Raw genomic sequence first — 18,899 nt, 5'->3', positions numbered from 1 at the left:
GATCGTAAAGTAGGACCGTGAGCGGAACGCAGATGCAGAAGGTGGTCCCGCCGCGTCTGCTCGTGCCATATCTGTCGGGCAAACGCACGGTCATCTCGGGCTACGTCTACCGGGTGCAGGACTGCGTCCGGCTGACCAGCCCCGAGGGGCTCTACTACGGGCTCGACCTGGCCTTCGATGGATCGGAGCTGTTCGCCGAGGTGACCGAGCTCTATCTCATGCGGTGGTTCGCCCGCGACGTCGACACCTACGCGGTGCCCTACGGACCGCATATGGGGGGTGACTGGAGCGACGCGCCGCCGTTCGCGGGAAACGGGTTCACCACCTCTTCCGAGCACGTGGTGCCGCAGTTCCACACCGTTCCGATGCCGATCCCGGCGGGGGCGGAGATCGTCCACGTCACCGGCGAGGGCGAGCGGCCCTTCGCCGAGTACGACGGGCTGACCTGGCGGCCCGCCGCATGAGCGACGAGATCGCGCCGGTCGCCTCCGGCTTCGTCGCCCGCTTCGGTGAGCGCACGCTGCCCGCCGCCCTCGGCCCCGACAACGACCAGGTGGTGCTGTTCAGCGAGGAGGAGCTGGAGGGTTTCGAGGCCGCCGCGGGCTACTGGCGACGGGTGGTGCCCAGGTCGCAGGTGGAGTGGCTGGTGCTGATCCGCACGGTGGGCGCGTTCGGCGGCGAGCCGTGCATCGTCCTCGACGAGGACGACGACGGGCTGCACATCGCCTACACCGGGCACAGCGGGATGAAGGCGGAGGCGCTCGGCTACTGGATGGTCGACCACGGCGCCTACGAGGTCGTGGTGCCCCGCGAGGAGGTCTTCTCCATCCGCGTCGAACGGATTCCGGTCCCCTAGTCAACCGGCGGCCGTCCCGCGTGTCTGAGATGGTGTGACCGAAACTGCGACCATGCCGCAGCCGTCGTTCGCCGAGCTGTTCGCGGCCCAGTACCAATCCCTGGTGCGCCTGGCCGGGCTGCTCGGCGCTGACGACCCCGAGGACATCGCCCAGGAGGCGTTCGCCCGGCTGCACACCAGGCGGTTGCGCGACGACGGGGCCGCCCTGGCGTACCTGCGCGCCACCGTCTGCAACCTGACCCGCAACCGCCTGCGCCACCTCCGCCTCGTACGGCTGCGCCGCCCCGACCCCCCTGAGCCCGTCCGCAGCAGCGAACACGCGGTCCTCGTCTCCGAGGAGCACCGCGAGCTGCTCGCGGCCGTGGACCGCCTGCCGCGCCGCCAGCGCGAGGCCCTCGTCCTGCGCTACTGGCTGGACCTGTCGGAACGCGAGATCGCCGACGCCATGGGCGTATCGCCCGGATCGGTGAAGACCCACGCCAGCAGGGCACTGGCCGCCCTGGGCAGAGCGCTGCAGGAGGAGGAGCGGTGAACGACCTGGAAGAGCGCCTGCGGGCCGCGTTCGACGCCCGCGCCCACACCTTCGAGACCAGTCCCGACGCCTGGATCCGCCTGCGCGAGCGGCGGCCGTGGCGGCGCGGGGTGGCCCGGCTGGCGGTGGCCGCGCTGCCCGTGGCGCTGCTGGCCGTGTTCGTGCCTGTCCTGCTCAACGGGGGCCTGGGCAGCAACACCGCGGCCGACGCCGACGCGATCTACGAGGGGCTGATGCGGGACAGGACCGCCACCGGCGAGCTGGTGACCGTGGACAACCCGACCGAGGGCAAGCCGCTGCGGCTCTGGTTCGCCAGGGCGCAGGCGGGCTATCCCGAGATGTGCTTCGTGCTGGAACGGGCCGCCGCGGAGCCGTACGGCGGTTGTACGCCCCTCACGGAGGAGCTGGACACCGATGCCTGGTTCGTCGGCAGCACGCTGCGCGACGGGGCCGAGAGCGCGCTGGACTGGGGTGTGACGCTGGAGGGCGTCGGCGGGATCACCGGGGTCGCGGCCGACGGGCAGCGCTTCCCTGGCACGGTGTCGCGACCGGTCGGCGTCCCGTACCGGATCTGGACCGTGACCTATCCCGTCCGGCACCCGATGTCCTCGATCGAGATCGCCGACGACCAGGGCAGGAAGCTCGGATCGTGGTCCCGCGACATGTTGTCCGATCGGCCGTCGGGCAAGGCGCTCGGGGACGCGCTGGAGCTGCCGGCGGGGGTCGTCGCGCGGCCGTACGAGTCGGGCCAGGGCACGGAGGTGGCCATGTCCCGGCATGGCAAGGACCTCGCGTCGGTCCTGCTGAAGGGGCAGGAGCCGGTGCAACCGACCCTGGAGGAGGACGTGATCGCCGGCGTCGCGCGCAAGGACGTCGCCAGGGTCGAGCTCACGTTGCCGAGCGGCGCCAAGGTCCAGGCCGAGACGCGGCCCGACCCGTGGGGCCTGGGCGTCACGCTGTTCGCCACCGGGAATCCGGCCGGCGGCTGGATCAATCGCTACGGCGTGGTCGCCTACGACGCGTCGGGCGGGGAGGTCTGGCGCCGGGACATCGATGATCAGCAGACGATCGCCGACAGCCCGGTCATCGGCGAGGCGGTGGCCCTTCCCGGCACCGGCATCCGCGCCTGGTTCACCAGTTTCGGCAAGGACATGACCTCGCTCTGCCGCTCGGGGGGTGTGTCCCCGTGGGGCGGGGAGAACCCGACGTGCTTCGGTGCCGGGTTGAAAGGCCGGTTCTCCCATGAGAAGGCGGTCACCTATCTGCCGGAGCCGGGCGCCGTCACGTATTACGGCGTGGTGCTCGGCCCGTGGAAGTCGGTCGAGGCGGTGTTGTCCGACGGGCGGCGGGTCCGCGCCGGGTTCCTGCGCGGCAAGGGCGCCCCGGCCGCGATCTGGCACGTCACGATCCCCTCGGGCGACGTGGTGCTCGCGGGCTTCACCGTCACACCGCAGGACGGGCCACTGGAGCGCTACCCGGAGGCCGGCAAATCCTGCGGGCGCAAGGGCGTGACGATCGACGCCGGCCGCCAGGCCCTGCCGGAGGACATGGCCGCGCTCGTGGTCCCGCCCAGTTGCCTGGCCTTCTTCTGGCACGGCGAACCCACCGCCTCGCTGGCGGGGCCGCTGCCCGGCGAGAAGCTGAGCGACCTGCTCTGGGACCGGCCGGCGAAATGGACCCGGGGCGCCGCCGCGTGGTACGGCTACGCACCGAAGGGCACGACCAGCGTCCACCTCGTCACGTCCAACGGCCGCACCGCCACCGCGAAGGCCGTGCCCGACCGGTGGGGCCAGGGGGTGACGCTGTTCGCGGGCCCGTGGCCCGAGGGCGGCGACTTCTCGGCCGGGACGTACCTCGTGGGCTACGACGCCGGCGGCGCGAAGCTCTGGCAGGACGGCCCGGTCAAGCGGGAGAACTAGATCCGAGGTTGCGGTAACGGGCCTGGCGGGCCGCGAGACGGTCCGCCGGGCTCACCTCCAGCAGCCGTGCGATCTCGTACTCCAGCGCCCGCCCCACCCGCTCGCAGAACTGCCGAGGCTCGTAGGCGGCGTCGGGCAACTCGGGCACGACGCGGTCCACGATGCCGTCGCGCCGCAGGTCGGTGGCGCGGATGCGCTGCGCCTGGGCGATCTCGGGGGCGAAGTCGACCGAGCGGTAGAGGATGGCGGAGGCGCCCTCGGGCGGCAGCGGCGACAACCAGGCGTGCTGCGCGCAGAGCACCCGGTCGGCGGGCAGCAGCGCCAGCGCCGCTCCGCCCGCGCCCTCGCCGAGCAGCAGGCAGACGGTCGGCGCGTCGAGGATGACCAGTTCGGCCAGGCAGCGGGCGATCTCGGCGGCCAGCCCGCCCTCCTCGGCCGCCTTCGACAGGTCGGCCCCGGCCGTGTCGATCACGGTGATCAGGGGCAGCCCGAGCTCGGCGGCCAGCCGCATGCCGCGCCTGGCCACGCGCAGCCCGGCCGGGCCGAGCGGCGAGTTGGTGCGCTGGAGCCGCCGGTCCTGGCCGAGCACGACCGCGGGCGCGGTGCCGAACTTGGCCAGCGCGAGCAGCAGCCCCGGCTCGTTCTCGCCTTCGCCGGTGCCGCTGAGCGGGGTCACGTCGGAGGCGGCGAGCTTGAGCAGCGTGCGCACGCCCGGCCGGTCGTCGCGGCGGGAACGCGTGATCGCCTCCCACGCCTCCACCGGCCGCAGGTCCTCCACCGGCGGCTCCCCCGCCACGATGCCCGACCGGTCGGGGGCCAGCACGGTCAGCGCCCTGATCGCCACCTCCCGCGCGTCCTGCGCCGAGACCACCGCGTCGAGCAGGCCCTTGCGGTGCAGGTTCTCCGAGACCTGAACGCCCTCGGGGAAGGAGTAGCCGTGCAACGACTCGAACACCCGCGGCCCCAAGAACCCGATCAGCGCCCCAGGCTCGGCCGCCGTGACGTGCCCGAGCGACCCCCACGACGCGAACACGCCGCCCGTCGTCGGGTGCCGCAGGTAGACCAGGTAGGGCAGGCCGACCGCCCGGTGCGCCTGGATCGCCGCGGTGATCTTCACCATCTGGACGAACGCGAGCGCGCCCTCCTGCATGCGCGTGCCGCCCGAGGCCGGCGCGGCCAGCAGCGGCAGCCGCTCGCGGGTGGCCCGCTCGACCGCGGTCACGAACCGCTCGGCCGCCGCCGCCCCGATCGAGCCCGCCATGAACGAGAACTCGCACGCCGCGACCGCCACCCTGCGGCCGTCGAGCAGCCCCTCACCGGTGATCACGGCCTCGTCGTAGCCGGACTTGATGCGGGCCGCGGCCAGCTCGTCGGCGTAGTCGGAGCCAGGCTCTGCCGGATCTGCGGGCGGCGCGTCCCACGACTTCCACGACCCCCGGTCGAGGACCGTGTCGATCAGTGTGCGCGCGTCCGGACGGCTCACTATCGCTCCCTAGATGTCAGTCGACGATGCCATGTTGACGCGCGAGCGCCCCGGCCGGTGCCACCTCATTGTTCGCGCTCTTCCAGCCAGGCCAGCACGGCGTCTCCGTCCTGGCCGAGCGCGGGCGGCGCGGTGTGCTCGACTCCGGTCAGCCCGTCGAACCGCAGCGGCGGCCCCGGCAGCTCGATCTTCCCGAGCACCGGGTGCTCCACCTCGACGACCAGGCCCTGCGAGCGAGTCTGCTCCCAGTTGTAGACCTCGTCGAGCGATCTGATAGCGCCCGCCGGCACCCCCGCCTCGCCCAGCCTGGCCAGCCAGTGGGCGCGGTCGTGGGCCGCCAGGCCCTTCTCCATGTCGGCGATCAGCTCGTCGCGGTGGGTGAACCTGTCGCGGTTGGTGGCGTAGCGCGCCTGACCGGGGTCGATGTCGAGGAGCGCGGCGACCTTGCGCCACTGGCCCTCGTTCGCGGCGGCGATCTGCAACATGCCGTCGGCGCAGCGGAAGGCGCCGTAGGGGGCGATCGAGGCGTGGTGGTTGCCGCCCGCTGTGGGCACCTTGCCGCCGACCGTCCAGGCGGTGCCGTGGTAGGAGTGCACACCGGTGATGGCGGCCAGCAGCGAGGTGCGAATGACCCGGCCCTGGCCCGTGTGCTCGCGCTCGTAGAGCGCTCCTGCCACGCCGTACGCGCCGTGGATGCCGGCCAGCAGGTCGGCGATGGAGGCGCCGACCCGGTAGGGCTCGTCGGGCGAGGGGCCGGTGAGCGACATGAGGCCCGCCTCGCCCTGGGCGATCTGGTCGTAGCCCGGGCGGCCCCCTTCGGGCCCGTCGTGGCCGAAACCGGTGATCGACAGGATGACCAGGCGGGGGTTGAGCTCGTGCAGGCGCTCGACGGAGAAGCCGAGGCGGTCGAGCACGCCGGTGCGGAAGTTCTCGATGAGGACGTCGCTCTGGCGTACGAGGCGCTCGATGAGCTGTTTGCCCTCGGCGGACTTCAGATCGACGGCGATGGACTGCTTGTTGCGATTGGCTGCCAGGAAATAGGTCGAGATGTCGTGATCCGGACCGACGAATGGCGGGCCCCAGCCCCGTGACTCGTCACCCCCGTCCGGATGCTCGACTTTGATCACGCGCGCGCCCAGGTCACCGAGCAGTTGCGCGGCGTGCGGCCCGGCCAGAGCCCTGGACAGATCGAGCACGACGATGTCACCGAGGGGTCCGAGCAAGATCCAACCTCCTACTTGCGTTCGGGGTGAAAGAACATTCTCGCAGGCGCCTGCCCTTCGTCATCTACCCTGGGTCCGATGAATCAGCTGGCCGCCCGCATCACGAACCTGCGGCCTTCCTGCGGATCGGTGCGGCTGGTGGCCGTGGACGGGCCGGCGGGGGCGGGCAAGACGACGTTCGCGGCGCGGCTGGGGGCGCGGCTGCGTTGCCAGGTCATTCACGGCGACGACTTCCCCGTGCCGTGGGAGGAGGGTCCCGGCGGGTGGTTCCACGCCCTGGAGTCGCAGGTCCTGCGGCCGCTCCAGAAGGGCCTGGCGGGCGGTTTCCGCAGGTACGACTGGGTACGCGGCACATACGCGGAACAGGTGACCGTACCGCCCGCGCCCGTCCTGATCATCGAGGGCGTCGGCACGGCGCGGGCCTCGGCGGCGGGGCTGACGGCGTACACCGTCTGGGTGGAGGCGCCGGAAGAGGTGCGCCTGCGACGCGTGCTGGAGCGGGACGGGCCCGAGCTGGAGCCCAGGTGGCGGGAGTGGTTCGCGGCGGAGCGGATGTGGTTCGCCGGGGACCGCACCCGGGAGCGGGCCGATCTGGTCGTCACGACGTGAGGTGCGCGACGTCGTTGAAGCGCATGAGCTCACCGGCCCGCCAGAGCGACACCGAGGCGTTCAGCACCGGCGCGTGCTCCAGCACGGACGCCAGGCCCGTGTCCGGATCGCCCGTCAGGACGTGGCGCAGCCCCAGCACCACCGAGTCGTGGGCGACGATCAGCACCCGCCGCCGGTCCGCGCGCCCGGCCAGGTCCTTGAGGAAGTCGCGGAGCCGGATCACGACGTCCGCCAGCGACTCGCCGCCGGGCGGCCGGTAGGCGTAGGCGCCCGCCGACTCCCTGCGCGCCAGCTCCTCGGGGTGGCGTTCGCCGATGGCGGCCAGGTTGAGGTGCGCGAACGCCCCCGCCTCCTGGTCCCTGAGCCGCTCGTCCACGGTGACGGGGAGCGGGGCGGTCCCCCACTCCTGTCGCGCGAGCTTCCAGGTGTCGAGCGCCCGCAGGTACGGCGAGCACCAGACCAGCTCGGGCGCCTCCTCCGGGGGCAGGGCGGCCAGCAGGCGGCCGAGAGCCACCGCCTGCGTCCTGCCCAGCTCCGTCAGCGTCACCTCGTCGTCGCCACGCTCGTAGACCAGCGGCCTCGCCCCGGCCTCCTGGTAGGCGAGGTTGGCCTCGCTCTCTCCGTGGCGGACCGCCATGATCCGCGCAGGTCCCATGCGCACCTCCTCAGACACTGCTCTGCGCGTACCCCCTGACGAGGTCCTCGACGCGGGCGCGCAGGGCCAGGAACTCCGGGGTGCGCTTGAGCGCGAGCTCCCGGCGCGCGGGCAGCGGGACCGGCAGCTCGGCCGCCACCCGGCCGGGATGCGGGGCCAGCACGATCACGCGGCGGCCCAGCAGCACCGCCTCCTCCACGTCATGGGTCACCATGAGCACGGTGGCGCCGGTGTCCTGCCAGACCTGGTGCAGGAACACCTGCATGTCCTCCTTCGTCTGCACGTCGAGAGCCCCGAACGGCTCGTCGAGCAGCAGCACGGAAGGCTCGCAGGCCAGCGCGCGGGCGATCGCCACCCGCTGCCGCTGCCCGCCCGACAACTCCTTGGGCAGGGCGTCCGCCAGCGGCAGCAGGCCCACCTCCGACAGGTACCACTCGACCCGGCGCCGCCGCTCCTCCGCCGCCAGGGGCAGCAGGCGCAGGCCGAAACCGACGTTACCGGCCACCGTGAGGAACGGGAACAACGCCCCCGACTGGAACACCAGCCCCCGCTCCGGGCCCGGTCCCCTCACCGGGGCGCCGTCCAGCTCGATCGTGCCGCCACTGCTCGGCTCCAGGCCGGCGATCAGGTTGAGCAGCGTGGACTTCCCGGAACCGCTGGCGCCCACGATGCACAGGAAGTCGCCGCGGCCGACCTCCAGACCGACGCCGTCGAGCACGCGGCTGCCCGCGTACTCCTTGGCCACCTCACGCAGCACCAGCGTCACGCCGCCCACCTCCCCACCCTGGCCCTGGCCAGGCGCAGCCCGATGTCGATGGCCAGGCCGATGAGGCCGATCACGACGAGCACGGCGAAGATACGGTCGGTCTGGAGGAAGCGCTGGGCGCGTACGATCCGGTAGCCGAGCCCGGACTCGGCGGCGATGAGCTCGGCGACCACCACGAAGTTCCACGCGGCGGCGGCGTTGACGCGCATCGCGTCCAGCATGCCGGGCAGCGCGTACGGCCACACGACCTTCCGCAGCACCTCCCCGCCCGTCGCGCCCAGCGTCGCGGCGGCCTTGCGCAGCTCACCCGGCACCGCGCGGACGGCGTCGGCCGTCATGAGCGTGTTGAAGAACACGACGCCGATGACCAGGATCGCGATCTTGGACGGTTCGCCGAGGCCGAGCCAGATGATCAGCAGCGGGATGAACGCCGAGGCCGGGAGGTATCTCAGGAGGCCGATCACGGGTTCGAGCAGCGCCAGGGCGACCTGGGACGTGCCCATGGCCATCCCCAGCGGCACCGAGATCGCCACCGCCAGCCCGAAGCCCGCCGCCACCCTGGCCAGGCTGGCGGCGGCGTCGGACAGGAGCTGGCCGCTCGACGCCATCTCGGCGAACGCGCCGGCCACGGCGGCCGGGGACGGGAGGAACGTCGGGTCGACCAGGCCCATGGAGCTGATCACGGCCCAGAGCCCCAGAGGCACGACGACGGCCGCCGCCCTCAGCGCCCACCGGGTCCTCGCGGGCAGCGTCCTGCCGCGCCACTGGGGCGGCGTGCGGCGCAGCAGGCGGGCGACGTGGACGGCCAGCGCGAGGCGCCCCGGCATCAGGGCCCCGCCTGAGCCGTCCTGGCCGCGCGGCGCGCGCTTCGGCAGCGGTGGCCAGCCTTCACGGTCCCCTGCCCGCCGTTGTCCCGGCCCGGTGTCCGAGAGCGCGGTCATGAGGAGACCCCCTGGATGAAGCGGGGGTCGAGGAGCCCGTCCAGGGAGGGCGCCGTGTCGGCCAGGCCAGACTCCGTGAGGAAGGCCGCGATCTCCGCCGCCTGGCGTCCCAGGCTGCCCGAGGTGAACGCCTCCCGGTTGTCGGCCAGCGAGAAGATCGTGGTCCCCGCGTCGTAGTCGGCGTACGCCCGCTCGCTCACCCCCGCCCGTCTGGCCATGATCGTCAGAGCCTCGCCCCGGTTCTGCGCGATCCAGGCCAGCGTGTCGAACCAGGTCTTCACCAGGCCGCGCACCGCCTCCGGCCGCGAGGAGGCGAGCGAGCGCGTCACCACGAGATGGTCGGGGATGGCCCCGGGGAAGTCCCTGGAGCTGGCGATCGTCGTGGACCCGGGCAGCTCCAGCGCGGTGGTGGTGAACGGCGCGAAGACCCCGACGGCGTCCACCTGCCCCGCCTTGAACGCGGCCGCCGCGGCGTCCGTCGGCAACGGCTTGAACGTGACGTCGGCCTGCTTCAGCCCCGCCTTCCGCAGCGCGAGCAGCAGCAGGTAGTGGTCCACCGTGCCCTGCTCGGCCGCGACCGTACGCCCCTTGAGCTGCGCCACCGACGAGATGCCCGGCCTGGCGATGATCTGGTCGTTGCCGGTCGAGTTGTCGTTCACCAGCACCACGCTCTGCTTCGCGCCGCCGGAGACCGAGGCCAGCGTGTCGTTCAGGGTCTGGCTGTTGGCGTCGATGTTGCCGGTGGCCAGCGCGGTGAGGCTGTCGGTGTAGCTGTCGAAGTACTTCAGCTCCACCTGCACCCCGTTCTTGGCGAACAACCCCTTCTCCTGGGCCACCTGCCACGGGAACCAGCCGGGCCAGGCGGAGAAGCCCAGAGTGAGCTTGGAGGGGGTGGCGGAGGGCGGCTGGCCGCCGCAGGCCGTACAGAGGAGGAGGAACAGCAGCAGGGCGGCGGCGAGCGGTCTCATGACACGGCCTCCTTCCGCTTCGACGGCAGGTGCCCGGAGCGGACCAGGCAGCCCAGCGTGTCGCAGATGACTCGGGTGGCGATGAGCGAGGTGATCTCGGCGTTGTCGTACGGCGGGCTGCACTCGACCACCTCGATCCCGGCCAGCGGCGCGGCGTCGGCGATGATCTGGATGAACTTCAGCACCTCCCGCGGCAGGAACCCGCCCGGCTCCGGCCACCCGGTGCCCGGCACGAACGCGGCGTCCAGGCAGTCCACGTCGAACGACAACCACACCGCCTCGGCGCCGCGCCAGGCCACCTCCAGGGCCCGCTCGGCGGCGGCCTCGATGCCCATCTCGACGCAGTCGGTGACCGTCATGATCGTGGTGCCGCGCTCCCGCCCGACCTTGACGCCCGGCCTGGGCGCCTGCCAGCCGCCGATGCCGATCTGTACGAGGTTCGACGGCGGCACGTTCGGCAGATCCGTGGCGTGGAACCAGGGTGTGGTGTGCATGCGCTCGTCCAGGTCGCTCTCCTGGGTGTCCACGTGCCGGTCGAAGTGGATGATCCCGAGATTCCCCGACAGGTGCTCGGCCACGCCTCTGACGGTCGGGTAACCGATCGAGTGGTCGCCGCCGAGGACGACGGGGAAGGCGCCGCTGGCGTACACGTGGGAGACGGCCTTGGAGATCTGGTCGAAGGTCTTCTCGATGTTGGCCGGGATGGTGAAGACGTCGCCGAGGTCCGCGATGGTGATCGACTCGCGCAGGTCCACGCCCAGCTCGAAGCTGTAGGGGCCGTACAGGGCGGAGATGCGGCGGATGCCCTGGGGGCCGAAGCGGGTGCCGGGACGATACGTGGTGCCGCCGTCGAAGGGCGCGCCGAGCACGGCCACGTCGTAGTCGCCGCACGTGCGGACGTCCTCGACGTACGGGGCCTTGAGGAAGGTGTTGATCCCGGCGAAGTGCGGCAGTTCGCCGCGCGAGAAGGTAGGGATGCGCCGGTCCACGATGGAGTCGGCGCCGGGCAGGCCCAGCTCCAGGCCTCGGGCCACCTCGCGGTCCCAGCCGGTGGTGGGCAGGTCGGCCTCGCGTTCCACCGCGAAGCGGGCCTCGGGTCCGTAGTCGTCGTGAAGCTTGCGGGGGTGCCAGTGCATGCGAGCTCCGAATCATCGACGCCCGGCCGGAAGGCAGCCAGGCTGATGGCTGGCCTCCCGGGCTTTTGTCCCGCCGTGGAGCGGCCCCCTCGGTGTGGGTGCGGTGGGGCCGCCTGCACCTCTCGGACCAGACCCGTGAACCGGCGGAACCCTAGGTGCGCCTCACGCTCTCGGTGAGTCTCCCTCAGTGGACTCCCGCGGTGTTTCTCCCGGATTAACACCCTGTTCCAGTCCGCTTACCCGGCTTTCTATGATGGCCCCATGACCTCTGTCGCAGTCCTCGGAACGGGGCTCATGGGCGCTCCCATGGCTCGCAATCTCCTCACGGCCGGCCTGCGGGTCAGGGTGTGGAACCGCACCAGGGACAAGGCCCTGCCCCTGGAGGCCGACGGGGCCGTGGTCGCGAGCTCCCCGGCCGAGGCGGTCGAGGGCGCGGACGTGATCGTCACCATGCTGAGCGACGGCGACGCCGTCCACGACGCCGTCTCCGCCGCCGCCCCCGGGCTCAGGGCCGGGCAGGTGTGGGCGCAGATGAGCACGGTCGGCGTCGAGGCGGCCGGGCGGCTGGCCGCGCTGGCGGGCGCGCACGGGCTGACGTTCGTGGACGCGCCGGTGCAGGGCACCCGCCAACCGGCCGAACAGGGCAAGCTCGTCATCCTCGCGGCCGGGCCGCAGGCGGCCAGGCAGGCGCTGGAGCCCGTCTTCGGGGCGCTCGGGCAGCGTACGCTCTGGCTCGGCGAGGACGGCGCGGACGGGGCCGGCACCAAGCTCAAGATGGCCACGGTCAGCCTCGGCATCTCGATGACCGCCGTGGTCGCCGAGGCGCTCGCCCTGGCCCGCGGCCTCGGACTCGACCCCGACCTGGTCCGTCAGGTGGTCAGCGGCGGGCCGATGGACTCGGCCTACTTCCAGCTCAAGTCGAAGGCCGTCCTGGAGGGCGACTTCACGCCCAGCTTCACGGTCCGCAACGCCGAGAAGGACACCCGCCTGATCACCCAGGCCGGGGAGTCGGCCGGGGTCCGCCTCGACCTGGTGGCCGCCGCAGGGGAGCGCTTCCGGCGGGCCGAGGCGCAGGGGCACGGGGATGAGGACATGGCGGCCACGTATTTCGCCAGCTTCGACAAGCCCTGAACGCTACGCTCTCCCTAGGCCGCCTTCCTACGGGGAGGAGTGGAAGTGAGCCCGGGTGCCCCGCCGGACGACGGGAGCCCGGGTTTGCGCTTTCCGGGGTGACTAATCGTGTGCGACCGGGTACAGTGAGAGCAGGCCGCCCTCCTGCGGGGGGGATGGAAGTGGGCCCGGGTGTACTGCCGGAATTGACAGGAGCCCGGGCTTCGCGCTGTCAGCGGATCTCCTTGTCCCGCACCAGCATGTTGGCCTCCAACTGGCTCCAGAATCTGGGATCACCACGCTCAGCAAGAGCTTTCGCTCCCGCTACGATGTCCGGTAGCCACAGCAACGGTTCCAACATGGGGCTGCACCACGCCAGCCGCAATCTGGGTGGCATTGCATGGCGGCCTTGGAGCACCTCGACCAATTTGTGGTCACGCTGATCGAGCTCGCTGTCGCGTCGCTCGAAGACCACATCGGTCACATGGTGGTCGCCCAATTCCCAGAGCAGGCCTTGCATGCACTCCTCACAGTTCGTCCACCTCTGCGTAAGCCCGCCCACCCGACAGCTTGGCGTACCCGGGCCCCCGGTCGAAGAAGCGATCGGTAGGGGGACGGAGGCGGGCGCGGAGTTCGGCGGTGCCCTGTTCGTCGATGCGGTCCCCGTCCAGGACCACGCCGTAGTCGCCGAGGGCCCCGGCGATCGACACCTTCCCGTCCCGCACGTCGGCCGCCACCGCCCGGGGGTCGCGATCGTAGGGAGAGCCCCAGCCGCCGCCCCCCGTGGTGCGGATCCTGATCACTTCGCCGGCCTGCACCGGGTGGTCGTCGACCAGGCCCTCCATCTCCTTGCCCGCGATCTCGACCCGGAACGGCCGCCCCGCCAGGCCGCCGTTGACGCCCCAGCAGGACAGGATGGAGCGGTCGGCGATCGACATGTACGAGGTGTCCCGCAACATCCTGATGTGCTTGTCGTAGCCGAGCCCGCCCCGGTACATCCCCGGCCCGCCCGAGTCGCAGGCCAGCGCCAGCCGCTCCACCCGGAACGGCCACCGGGCCTCGGCGAACTCCACCGGGATGTTGCGCGAGTCGGGCACCACGTGGATGGTGTCCTCGCCGTCGGCGTACCAGCGCCCGCCGGAGCCCCCGCCGAGGACCTCGCGCATCAGGTACGGCTGCCCGTCGGCGTCGGTGCCGTGCACGCCGGTGTAGCGGATGGTCTCCTGGTCGGCGGGCATACGGCCGCCGGTGGCCTTGGCCAGGACGCCCGCCAGGACGCCGAGCAGGCGCAGGATGACGAACGTGCGGGCGTTGGTGGGGGCGGGGAAGACCGGGGTGAGCAGGGTGCCCTTCTCGGGGAAGACCATCTTGATGAGCGGCACGACGCCCTCGTTGACGTCCAGCTCAGCCATGCGCTCCGGCGTGTCGGCCAGGTTGCGCAGCACGGGGGCCAGCCACTTCTTCAGGAACACCCCGTCGGCGTAGTCGCCCGCGTGGTTGATCGGGCCCTTGGCCTGCGGTGAGGTGCCGGTGAAGTCGATCGTCAAGGGCGCGCGCTCCTCCTCGCCCTCCGGTCGCGAGCTCCCGCCCTCAAGCGCCGAGTGGTCCACGGTCAGCGTGATGCGCTGGGCGTGCAGTCGGGGCTCGTCCACGCCGTCGTGCTCGGCGTAGTCCTCCCACACGTACGTCCCCTCGGGGATCTTCGCCAGCAGCTCCCTGCGGAACGTCTCGGTGGTTTTGTCGATGATCGCGTCGAAGCACTCCTCGACGGCCTGCTTGCCGTACCGCTCGAACAGCTCACCCAGCCGCCGCGCGCCCATCAGGCAGGCCGAGCACTCGGCGTCCAGGTCGCCGGCCAGGGAGTCGGGCATGCGGGAGTTGCGGGTCATGATGCGCAGCGCGGCCTCGTTGGGCACGCCCTGGTCCCACAACTTGATCGGCGGCACCATCAGGCCCTCTTCGAAGACCGAGCGGGCGTGCGAGGGCATGGAGCCGGGCACGGCTCCGCCGATGTCGTCGTGGTGGCCGAAGGCCTGGACGAAGGCCACGACGGAGTCCTCGTGGAAGACGGGCACGGTGACGCACAGGTCGGGCAGGTGGCCGATGCCGCCTTCCGAGAGGTAGACGTCGTTGTGGAAGTACACGTCTCCGGGTCTCATCGACTCGATCGGGAAGTCGCGTACGACCGGCTGGACGAGGGCGCTGTAGGAGCGGCCGGTGAGTTTGCGCAGGCGGGCGTCGTGGATGCCCGCGCGGAAGTCGTGGGCGTCGCGGATCATCGGCGAGCGGGCCGTACGCGCGATGGCGGTCTCGACCTCCTTCTCGACGGAGGCCAGCGTTCCTTCGACGATCTCCACCAGGATGGGATCAGTCACGACTTATCTCCACATTTCCGTATTCGTCCACCTTGGCGGTGAAGCCGGGGTGGATGGGGATCGTCGAGCCGTATTCCTCGATCACCGCCGGGCCCTTCACCGAGGCGCCGGGGCCGAGCGCGGCGCGCTGGTGGATCGGGGTGTCGCGGGTCTCGTCGAAGGTCACGGGACGGACCGATGTGGCGCCCTCCCCCGCCTTCTCCAGGCGGCGGATGGCCGGGCGGTTGATGGGGCCGATGCCCGAGACGCGCAGGTTCACCCATTCGACGCCGTGGCGGGGGTCGTCGCGGTAGGCGTAGCCGTACACCTTCTCGTGGGCCTCGTGGAAGCGGGCGACCACCTCCGCCTGCCAGTCCTCGTCGATCTCGCCCGCCGGGGCGGGGACGCGGACCTCGTACGCCTGGCCGTAGTACCGCAGGTCGGCGCTGCGCTGGTAGACCGGGTCGTCGAAGCCCTCGCGGTCGAGGGCCTCACCCGCCTGATGCTCCAGGTCGTGGAAGATCTCGACGGCCTTGCCGAGTGAGAGGTCGCGGGTGACGTACGTACGCACGTAGTCGTTCTTGACGTCCACCGTGAGCAGCCCGAACGCCGACACGTTGCCCGGGTCGCGCGGCACGACGACGGCCGGCAGGCCGAGGATGTCGATCAGCCGGCACGCCAGCAGCGGCCCCGACCCGCCGAACGTCACCAGCGGGAAGTCCCGCACGTCCAGCCCGCGCTTGACGGTGAGCTGCCTGATCGCGTTGCTCTGGTTGAACGCGCTGATCTCCAGGATCCCGGTCGCCGTGCGCTCGGGCGTCAGGCCGAGCTTGTCGGCCAGCGCCTGGATGCCGGTGCCCGCCGCCTCGGCGTCCAGCGGGATCTCCCCGCCGAGCAGATGCGGCGGGATCCGGCCGAGGAACACGTGCGCGTCCGTCACCGTCACCTCGGTCCCGCCCTTGCCGTAGCAGAGCGGCCCCGGGTCGGCGCCGGCGGACCTGGGACCGACCTTGAGCGTGCCCTCCGGCGAGATCCACGCGACCGAGCCGCCGCCCGCGCCGACCGTGATGATGTCGATCATCGGGATCTTGCACGGGTAGCGGCCGACGGAGCCCTCGGTGGTGATGGAGGGCTCGCCGTCGATCACCACGGCCACGTCGGTCGAGGTGCCGCCGCCGTCCAGCGTGATCACCGACTGGTGGCCCGCCGTGGAGGCGATGAGGGCCGCGCCGAGCGCGCCCGCCGCCGGGCCCGACAGGACCGTGGTGATGGGCTGGTTGACGACCTCACGGGCGGACAGGACGCCGCCGTTGGACTTCATGACGGAGAACTGCCTGCCGAGCCTGGTGGACAGGTTCGCCATGTAGCCGCGCATGGCCGGCTTGACGGCGGCGTCGACCAGGGTGGTGATCGAGCGCTCGTACTCGCGGTATTCACGCAGCACGTCGCTCGACAGCGAGATCACCGCCTCCGGGTGCTCGCGCCACAACACCTCGCGCATGCGGCGCTCGTGCTCGGGGTTGGCGTAGGAGTGCAGGAAGCAGACCCCGATCGCGGTGATCCCCTTGGCGCGGAACCAGCGGGCCACCTCGACGGCCTGCTCCTCCGAGAACGACCACACCTCCTTGCCCAGGTGGTCGAGCCGCCCCTCGACGGTCTTGACCAGGTGCACGGGCACGATCCTGGGCGGCTTGACCCAGAAGTAGGAGTTGCCGTAGCCCTCGGGCACGCTCTGCCTGGCGATCTCCAGGATGTACTCGAAGCCCTCGGTCGTGATGAACCCGAGGTCCTCGATCCTGTCCTCCAGCAGCTGGTTCGTGGCCACCGTGGTGCCGTGCACGATGGAGCCGGCGTCGAGCCGGCCCAGCTTCTCGATGCCCGCGAGGAACCCGTCTGCCGGGTTCGCGGGGGTCGAGGGGGTCTTCGTGGTGAGGATCTCACCGGACTCTTCGTCCACCGCCACGATGTCGGTGAATGTACCCCCGGTGTCCACTCCGATACGCACGCTACGCATGGCTCCTCAGCTCCGGCGCCGGCCGAGCACTTCGTCGATGACTCGGGGCGCGTTGTCTGTGCCGACGTACGCGGCCAGGCGCACCACCATCTCCTGGGACCTGGCCAATTCGGCCTCGACCCTGGCCTTTCCGGATTGCCCCGCCTGAACCCCGAAGTAAGCCCCGATGATGGTACCGATCACCCCGGCCACACCGGCGAACAGCGGTGCGAAATCCCTGGTCGCGAAGACGGCCGCGCCGAAGGCGACCAGGACCGCGACGATGCCCGCCACGACGACGAGGAAACCATAGCGCCAGCGCGTGGCGTCGGCCTGGGCGGCCGTGAGGTCGTCCTGCGTCATCATCGCGTCGAGCGATGGTGGTGGTTTGTCGGTGACCACAGATTCCTCCCGTTAACTCCAGGGGAGAAATGTCCCACGAGGTCATGGAACAAGCCAAGCCGCTAGGCTGGCGGGCCGTGACCGATCTGTCTGCCTTGTCTGCCGTGCCCTCTGGCACCAGGGATGCCGTACTGAAGTTCTACTTCGGCCCCATGGATTGCGGGAAGTCCACACTGGCACTCCAGCTGAACTACAACCACGGACGGCAGGGCCGCCGGGGGCTGGTGCTCACCAAGCACGACCGCTCCGGCGGACCCAAGATCACCAGCCGGATAGGGCTCGGGCTGGAGGCGATCGAGGTCGTGGACTCGCTCGACCTCGTCCGGCTGGTCACCGCGCACGACCGCGTCGACTACCTCATCTGCGACGAGGCCTGCTTCTACGCCGTCGAGCAGATCGAGCAGCTCGCCGACCTGGTGGACGAGCACGGCGTGGACGTCTACGCGTTCGGGCTGGCCTCGGACTTCAGGTCGGTGATGTTCCCGGCAGCGCAGCGGCTGTTCGAGCTGGCCGACGAGGTGTACCGGATGCAGGTCGAGGTGCTGTGCTGGTGCGGGCGGCCGGGGCTGCTCAACGCCAGGGTGGTGGACGGGGCGATGGCGCGTACGGGGGAGCAGGTGGTGATCGGCGACACCGACGCCGCGCACGTCCGCTATCAGGTGCTCTGCCGCCGCCATCACCGCTCGGGGCTGCTCAGCGAGGGCCGCCCCTCGGACGAGGACGAGGGCTCCGCCGCCTGAGGACGAGGCCACCTGAGAGTGAGGCCGCCTGAGAGTGAGGCCGCCTGAGGGCAGGGCCAGGCGCTCAGCCGCCTGAGGGCGGGACCAGGCGGCTCAGGGCGTCTCTGAGCAGCTGGGCGTCGTCGGCGGGGAGCGGCGCCAGGAACGCCTCCTCCGCCTCGTCCATGACCCGCGTGGCCGCGCTCAGCGTCTCGCGGCCGCGCTCGGTCAGCTCCACCATGTTCTTGCGCCGGTCGCCCGGGTGCGGCCGGCGCCCCACGAGCCCCTTGCCCTCCAGCGCGTCCACCATGGCGACCATGGTCGTCCGGTCGATGCGCAGGCGCTGGGCTGCTTCGAGCTGGGACAGCGGCTCGGGCGTGTTCAGCACCGACAGCACGCCGAACTCACGCCCATCGATCCCGTACGGCTCCAGCCCCGGCTCCGTCAGCTCCGACAGGCGCAGTCCGGCATGCTTGAACAGGTGAACCAGGCGACGTGTCGACACCCTGCGATTCTCCCATCCGCGCGGAGTCAGACCGCGCAGAACCCGTCGTCGTCGCACCCGTCGCCGGGAGCGGCCAGCTGGGTGATCGGCGTCTCCCCGGTGCGCTCGGCCACCTCGTCGATGGCGGCGGCGAAGGCGTCCAGCGGCTGGGCGCCCGACACGGCGTACTTCCCCTCGAACAGGAAGAGCGGCACCCCGCTGATGCCGAGCGAGCGTGCCCTGGCGAGCTGCTCGCGCACCTCCTCGGCCCCCTCCCCCGAGTCCCGCACGCCCACCTCGGAGGCCAGCTCGCCCAGCACGGCCGGGTCGGCCACGTTGCGGCCCTCGGTGAAATACGCGCGGAAGAGCCGCCCGGCCATCTCCTTGCCCAGCCCCTGCCGGGTGGCGACCTCGATGAGCCGGTGCGCCTCGAACGTGGCGGCGTTGACCGCCTTGTCGTAGTCCAGCTCCAGCCCCTCGTCCGTGGCGGCGCCGATGACCCGCTCGACCATCTGCCGCGCGTTCGGCCCGAACTTGCGCTCCAGCGCCGGGATCAGCGGCTCACCATCGGACGGGGCGTCGGGATTGAGCTGGTAGGGCCGCATCGTCACCTCGATGGTGCCGCCCTTGGCCCGGAACTGCTCAGCAGCCTTGGCAAACCGAACGTGCCCGATATAACACCAAGGGCACACGACATCCGAAAATATCTCGACCTTCATGTCCGGAGACAACCCCGCCCGGCCGGTGCT

The 18,899-nt window shown here is 71.4% G+C and carries 20 protein-coding genes and 1 riboswitch; of the genes, 7 read left to right on the top strand and 13 right to left on the bottom strand.

Annotated features, from left to right (window positions below; translation table 11 throughout):
* Window positions 1-17: 17 nt before the first annotated feature.
* Genes ACFPZ3_RS35590 through ACFPZ3_RS35575 form a run of 4 tightly spaced genes read left to right on the top strand, consistent with a single transcriptional unit; the run spans window position 18 to window position 3,307 of the window.
* The gene (locus tag ACFPZ3_RS35590; RefSeq protein WP_379518707.1) at window positions 18-464 is read left to right on the top strand and encodes a hypothetical protein; all 447 of its coding nucleotides are present in this window, start codon (window positions 18-20) and stop codon (window positions 462-464) included.
* Window positions 461-856, top strand: coding sequence for a hypothetical protein (locus ACFPZ3_RS35585; RefSeq protein WP_379518706.1), 396 nt, complete (start codon window positions 461-463; stop codon window positions 854-856). The genes ACFPZ3_RS35590 and ACFPZ3_RS35585 overlap by 4 nt, the downstream gene beginning before the upstream one ends.
* A gap of 52 nt (window positions 857-908) precedes the next feature.
* Window positions 909-1,388, top strand: a complete 480-nt coding sequence (locus ACFPZ3_RS35580) for a sigma-70 family RNA polymerase sigma factor (RefSeq protein ID WP_379518705.1) — start codon at window positions 909-911, stop codon at window positions 1,386-1,388.
* Window positions 1,385-3,307, top strand: a complete 1,923-nt coding sequence (locus ACFPZ3_RS35575) for a hypothetical protein (protein WP_379518704.1) — start codon at window positions 1,385-1,387, stop codon at window positions 3,305-3,307. Before ACFPZ3_RS35580 ends, ACFPZ3_RS35575 begins: the two co-directional genes overlap by 4 nt.
* Here ACFPZ3_RS35575 and ACFPZ3_RS35570 read toward each other — a convergent pair.
* Window positions 3,291-4,790: a carboxyl transferase domain-containing protein gene (locus tag ACFPZ3_RS35570; RefSeq protein WP_379518703.1), complete on the bottom strand. Its 1,500-nt coding sequence runs from the start codon at window positions 4,788-4,790 to the stop codon at window positions 3,291-3,293. The genes ACFPZ3_RS35575 and ACFPZ3_RS35570 overlap by 17 nt on opposite strands.
* A 65-nt stretch (window positions 4,791-4,855) precedes the next feature.
* Window positions 4,856-6,013, bottom strand: a complete 1,158-nt coding sequence (locus ACFPZ3_RS35565; protein WP_379518702.1) for a CaiB/BaiF CoA transferase family protein — start codon at window positions 6,011-6,013, stop codon at window positions 4,856-4,858.
* Between the two features lie 78 nt (window positions 6,014-6,091).
* On the opposite strand from ACFPZ3_RS35565, the gene ACFPZ3_RS35560 reads away from it, so the two are divergent.
* Window positions 6,092-6,622, top strand: a complete 531-nt coding sequence (locus ACFPZ3_RS35560; protein WP_379518701.1) for a uridine kinase family protein — start codon at window positions 6,092-6,094, stop codon at window positions 6,620-6,622.
* On the opposite strand, the gene ACFPZ3_RS35555 is transcribed toward ACFPZ3_RS35560, so the two are convergent.
* The 5 genes from ACFPZ3_RS35555 to ACFPZ3_RS35535 are packed head-to-tail and all read right to left on the bottom strand — an operon-like array spanning window position 6,612 to window position 11,088.
* A complete protein-coding gene (locus ACFPZ3_RS35555; protein WP_379518700.1) occupies window positions 6,612-7,277 on the bottom strand; it encodes a histidine phosphatase family protein in 666 nt (221 codons plus the stop codon). The two genes, ACFPZ3_RS35560 and ACFPZ3_RS35555, sit on opposite strands and share 11 nt — an antisense overlap.
* A 10-nt stretch (window positions 7,278-7,287) precedes the next feature.
* Window positions 7,288-8,043, bottom strand: a complete 756-nt coding sequence (locus ACFPZ3_RS35550; RefSeq protein WP_379518699.1) for an ABC transporter ATP-binding protein — start codon at window positions 8,041-8,043, stop codon at window positions 7,288-7,290.
* A complete protein-coding gene (locus tag ACFPZ3_RS35545; RefSeq protein ID WP_379518698.1) occupies window positions 8,040-8,984 on the bottom strand; it encodes an ABC transporter permease in 945 nt (314 codons plus the stop codon). The genes ACFPZ3_RS35550 and ACFPZ3_RS35545 overlap by 4 nt, the downstream gene beginning before the upstream one ends.
* Window positions 8,981-9,952, bottom strand: a complete 972-nt coding sequence (locus ACFPZ3_RS35540; RefSeq protein ID WP_379518697.1) for an ABC transporter substrate-binding protein — start codon at window positions 9,950-9,952, stop codon at window positions 8,981-8,983. The genes ACFPZ3_RS35545 and ACFPZ3_RS35540 overlap by 4 nt, the downstream gene beginning before the upstream one ends.
* Entirely contained in the window at window positions 9,949-11,088 is a 1,140-nt protein-coding gene (locus tag ACFPZ3_RS35535; RefSeq protein WP_379518696.1) for an agmatinase family protein, read from the bottom strand. The genes ACFPZ3_RS35540 and ACFPZ3_RS35535 overlap by 4 nt, the downstream gene beginning before the upstream one ends.
* Window positions 11,089-11,140: 52 nt before the next feature.
* Window positions 11,141-11,254: riboswitch (guanidine-I (ykkC/yxkD leader) on the bottom strand.
* Between the two features lie 95 nt (window positions 11,255-11,349).
* On the opposite strand from ACFPZ3_RS35535, the gene ACFPZ3_RS35530 reads away from it, so the two are divergent.
* Window positions 11,350-12,219, top strand: coding sequence for an NAD(P)-dependent oxidoreductase (locus ACFPZ3_RS35530; RefSeq protein WP_379518695.1), 870 nt, complete (start codon window positions 11,350-11,352; stop codon window positions 12,217-12,219).
* 211 nt (window positions 12,220-12,430) lie between these two features.
* On the opposite strand, the gene ACFPZ3_RS35525 is transcribed toward ACFPZ3_RS35530, so the two are convergent.
* The 4 genes from ACFPZ3_RS35525 to ACFPZ3_RS35510 are packed head-to-tail and all read right to left on the bottom strand — an operon-like array spanning window position 12,431 to window position 16,947.
* Complete coding sequence (locus ACFPZ3_RS35525) at window positions 12,431-12,718, bottom strand: hypothetical protein (RefSeq protein WP_379518694.1); 288 nt, start codon at window positions 12,716-12,718, stop codon at window positions 12,431-12,433.
* Window positions 12,719-12,725: 7 nt separating this feature from the next.
* Window positions 12,726-14,573 carry a hydantoinase B/oxoprolinase family protein gene (locus ACFPZ3_RS35520; protein WP_379518693.1) on the bottom strand — a complete coding sequence of 616 codons (1,848 nt, stop codon included), beginning with the start codon at window positions 14,571-14,573 and terminating at the stop codon, window positions 12,726-12,728.
* Window positions 14,566-16,566: a hydantoinase/oxoprolinase family protein gene (locus tag ACFPZ3_RS35515; protein WP_379518692.1), complete on the bottom strand. Its 2,001-nt coding sequence runs from the start codon at window positions 16,564-16,566 to the stop codon at window positions 14,566-14,568. Before ACFPZ3_RS35515 ends, ACFPZ3_RS35520 begins: the two co-directional genes overlap by 8 nt.
* Window positions 16,567-16,572: 6 nt before the next feature.
* Window positions 16,573-16,947: a hypothetical protein gene (locus ACFPZ3_RS35510; RefSeq protein WP_379518691.1), complete on the bottom strand. Its 375-nt coding sequence runs from the start codon at window positions 16,945-16,947 to the stop codon at window positions 16,573-16,575.
* A gap of 104 nt (window positions 16,948-17,051) precedes the next feature.
* Between ACFPZ3_RS35510 and ACFPZ3_RS35505 the strand changes: the two genes are divergently transcribed.
* The gene (locus tag ACFPZ3_RS35505) at window positions 17,052-17,687 is read left to right on the top strand and encodes a thymidine kinase (RefSeq protein ID WP_379518690.1); all 636 of its coding nucleotides are present in this window, start codon (window positions 17,052-17,054) and stop codon (window positions 17,685-17,687) included.
* A 64-nt stretch (window positions 17,688-17,751) separates the two neighbouring features.
* Here the strand turns inward: ACFPZ3_RS35505 and ACFPZ3_RS35500 are convergent, their stop codons facing one another.
* The gene (locus ACFPZ3_RS35500; protein WP_379518689.1) at window positions 17,752-18,171 is read right to left on the bottom strand and encodes a MarR family winged helix-turn-helix transcriptional regulator; all 420 of its coding nucleotides are present in this window, start codon (window positions 18,169-18,171) and stop codon (window positions 17,752-17,754) included.
* Window positions 18,172-18,197: 26 nt separating this feature from the next.
* A complete protein-coding gene (locus ACFPZ3_RS35495; RefSeq protein ID WP_379518688.1) occupies window positions 18,198-18,869 on the bottom strand; it encodes a DsbA family oxidoreductase in 672 nt (223 codons plus the stop codon).
* Window positions 18,870-18,899: the final 30 nt, after the last annotated feature.

The organism is Nonomuraea insulae, from assembly GCF_042656245.1.
This window is presented reverse-complemented; position numbering and strand designations above follow the sequence as displayed.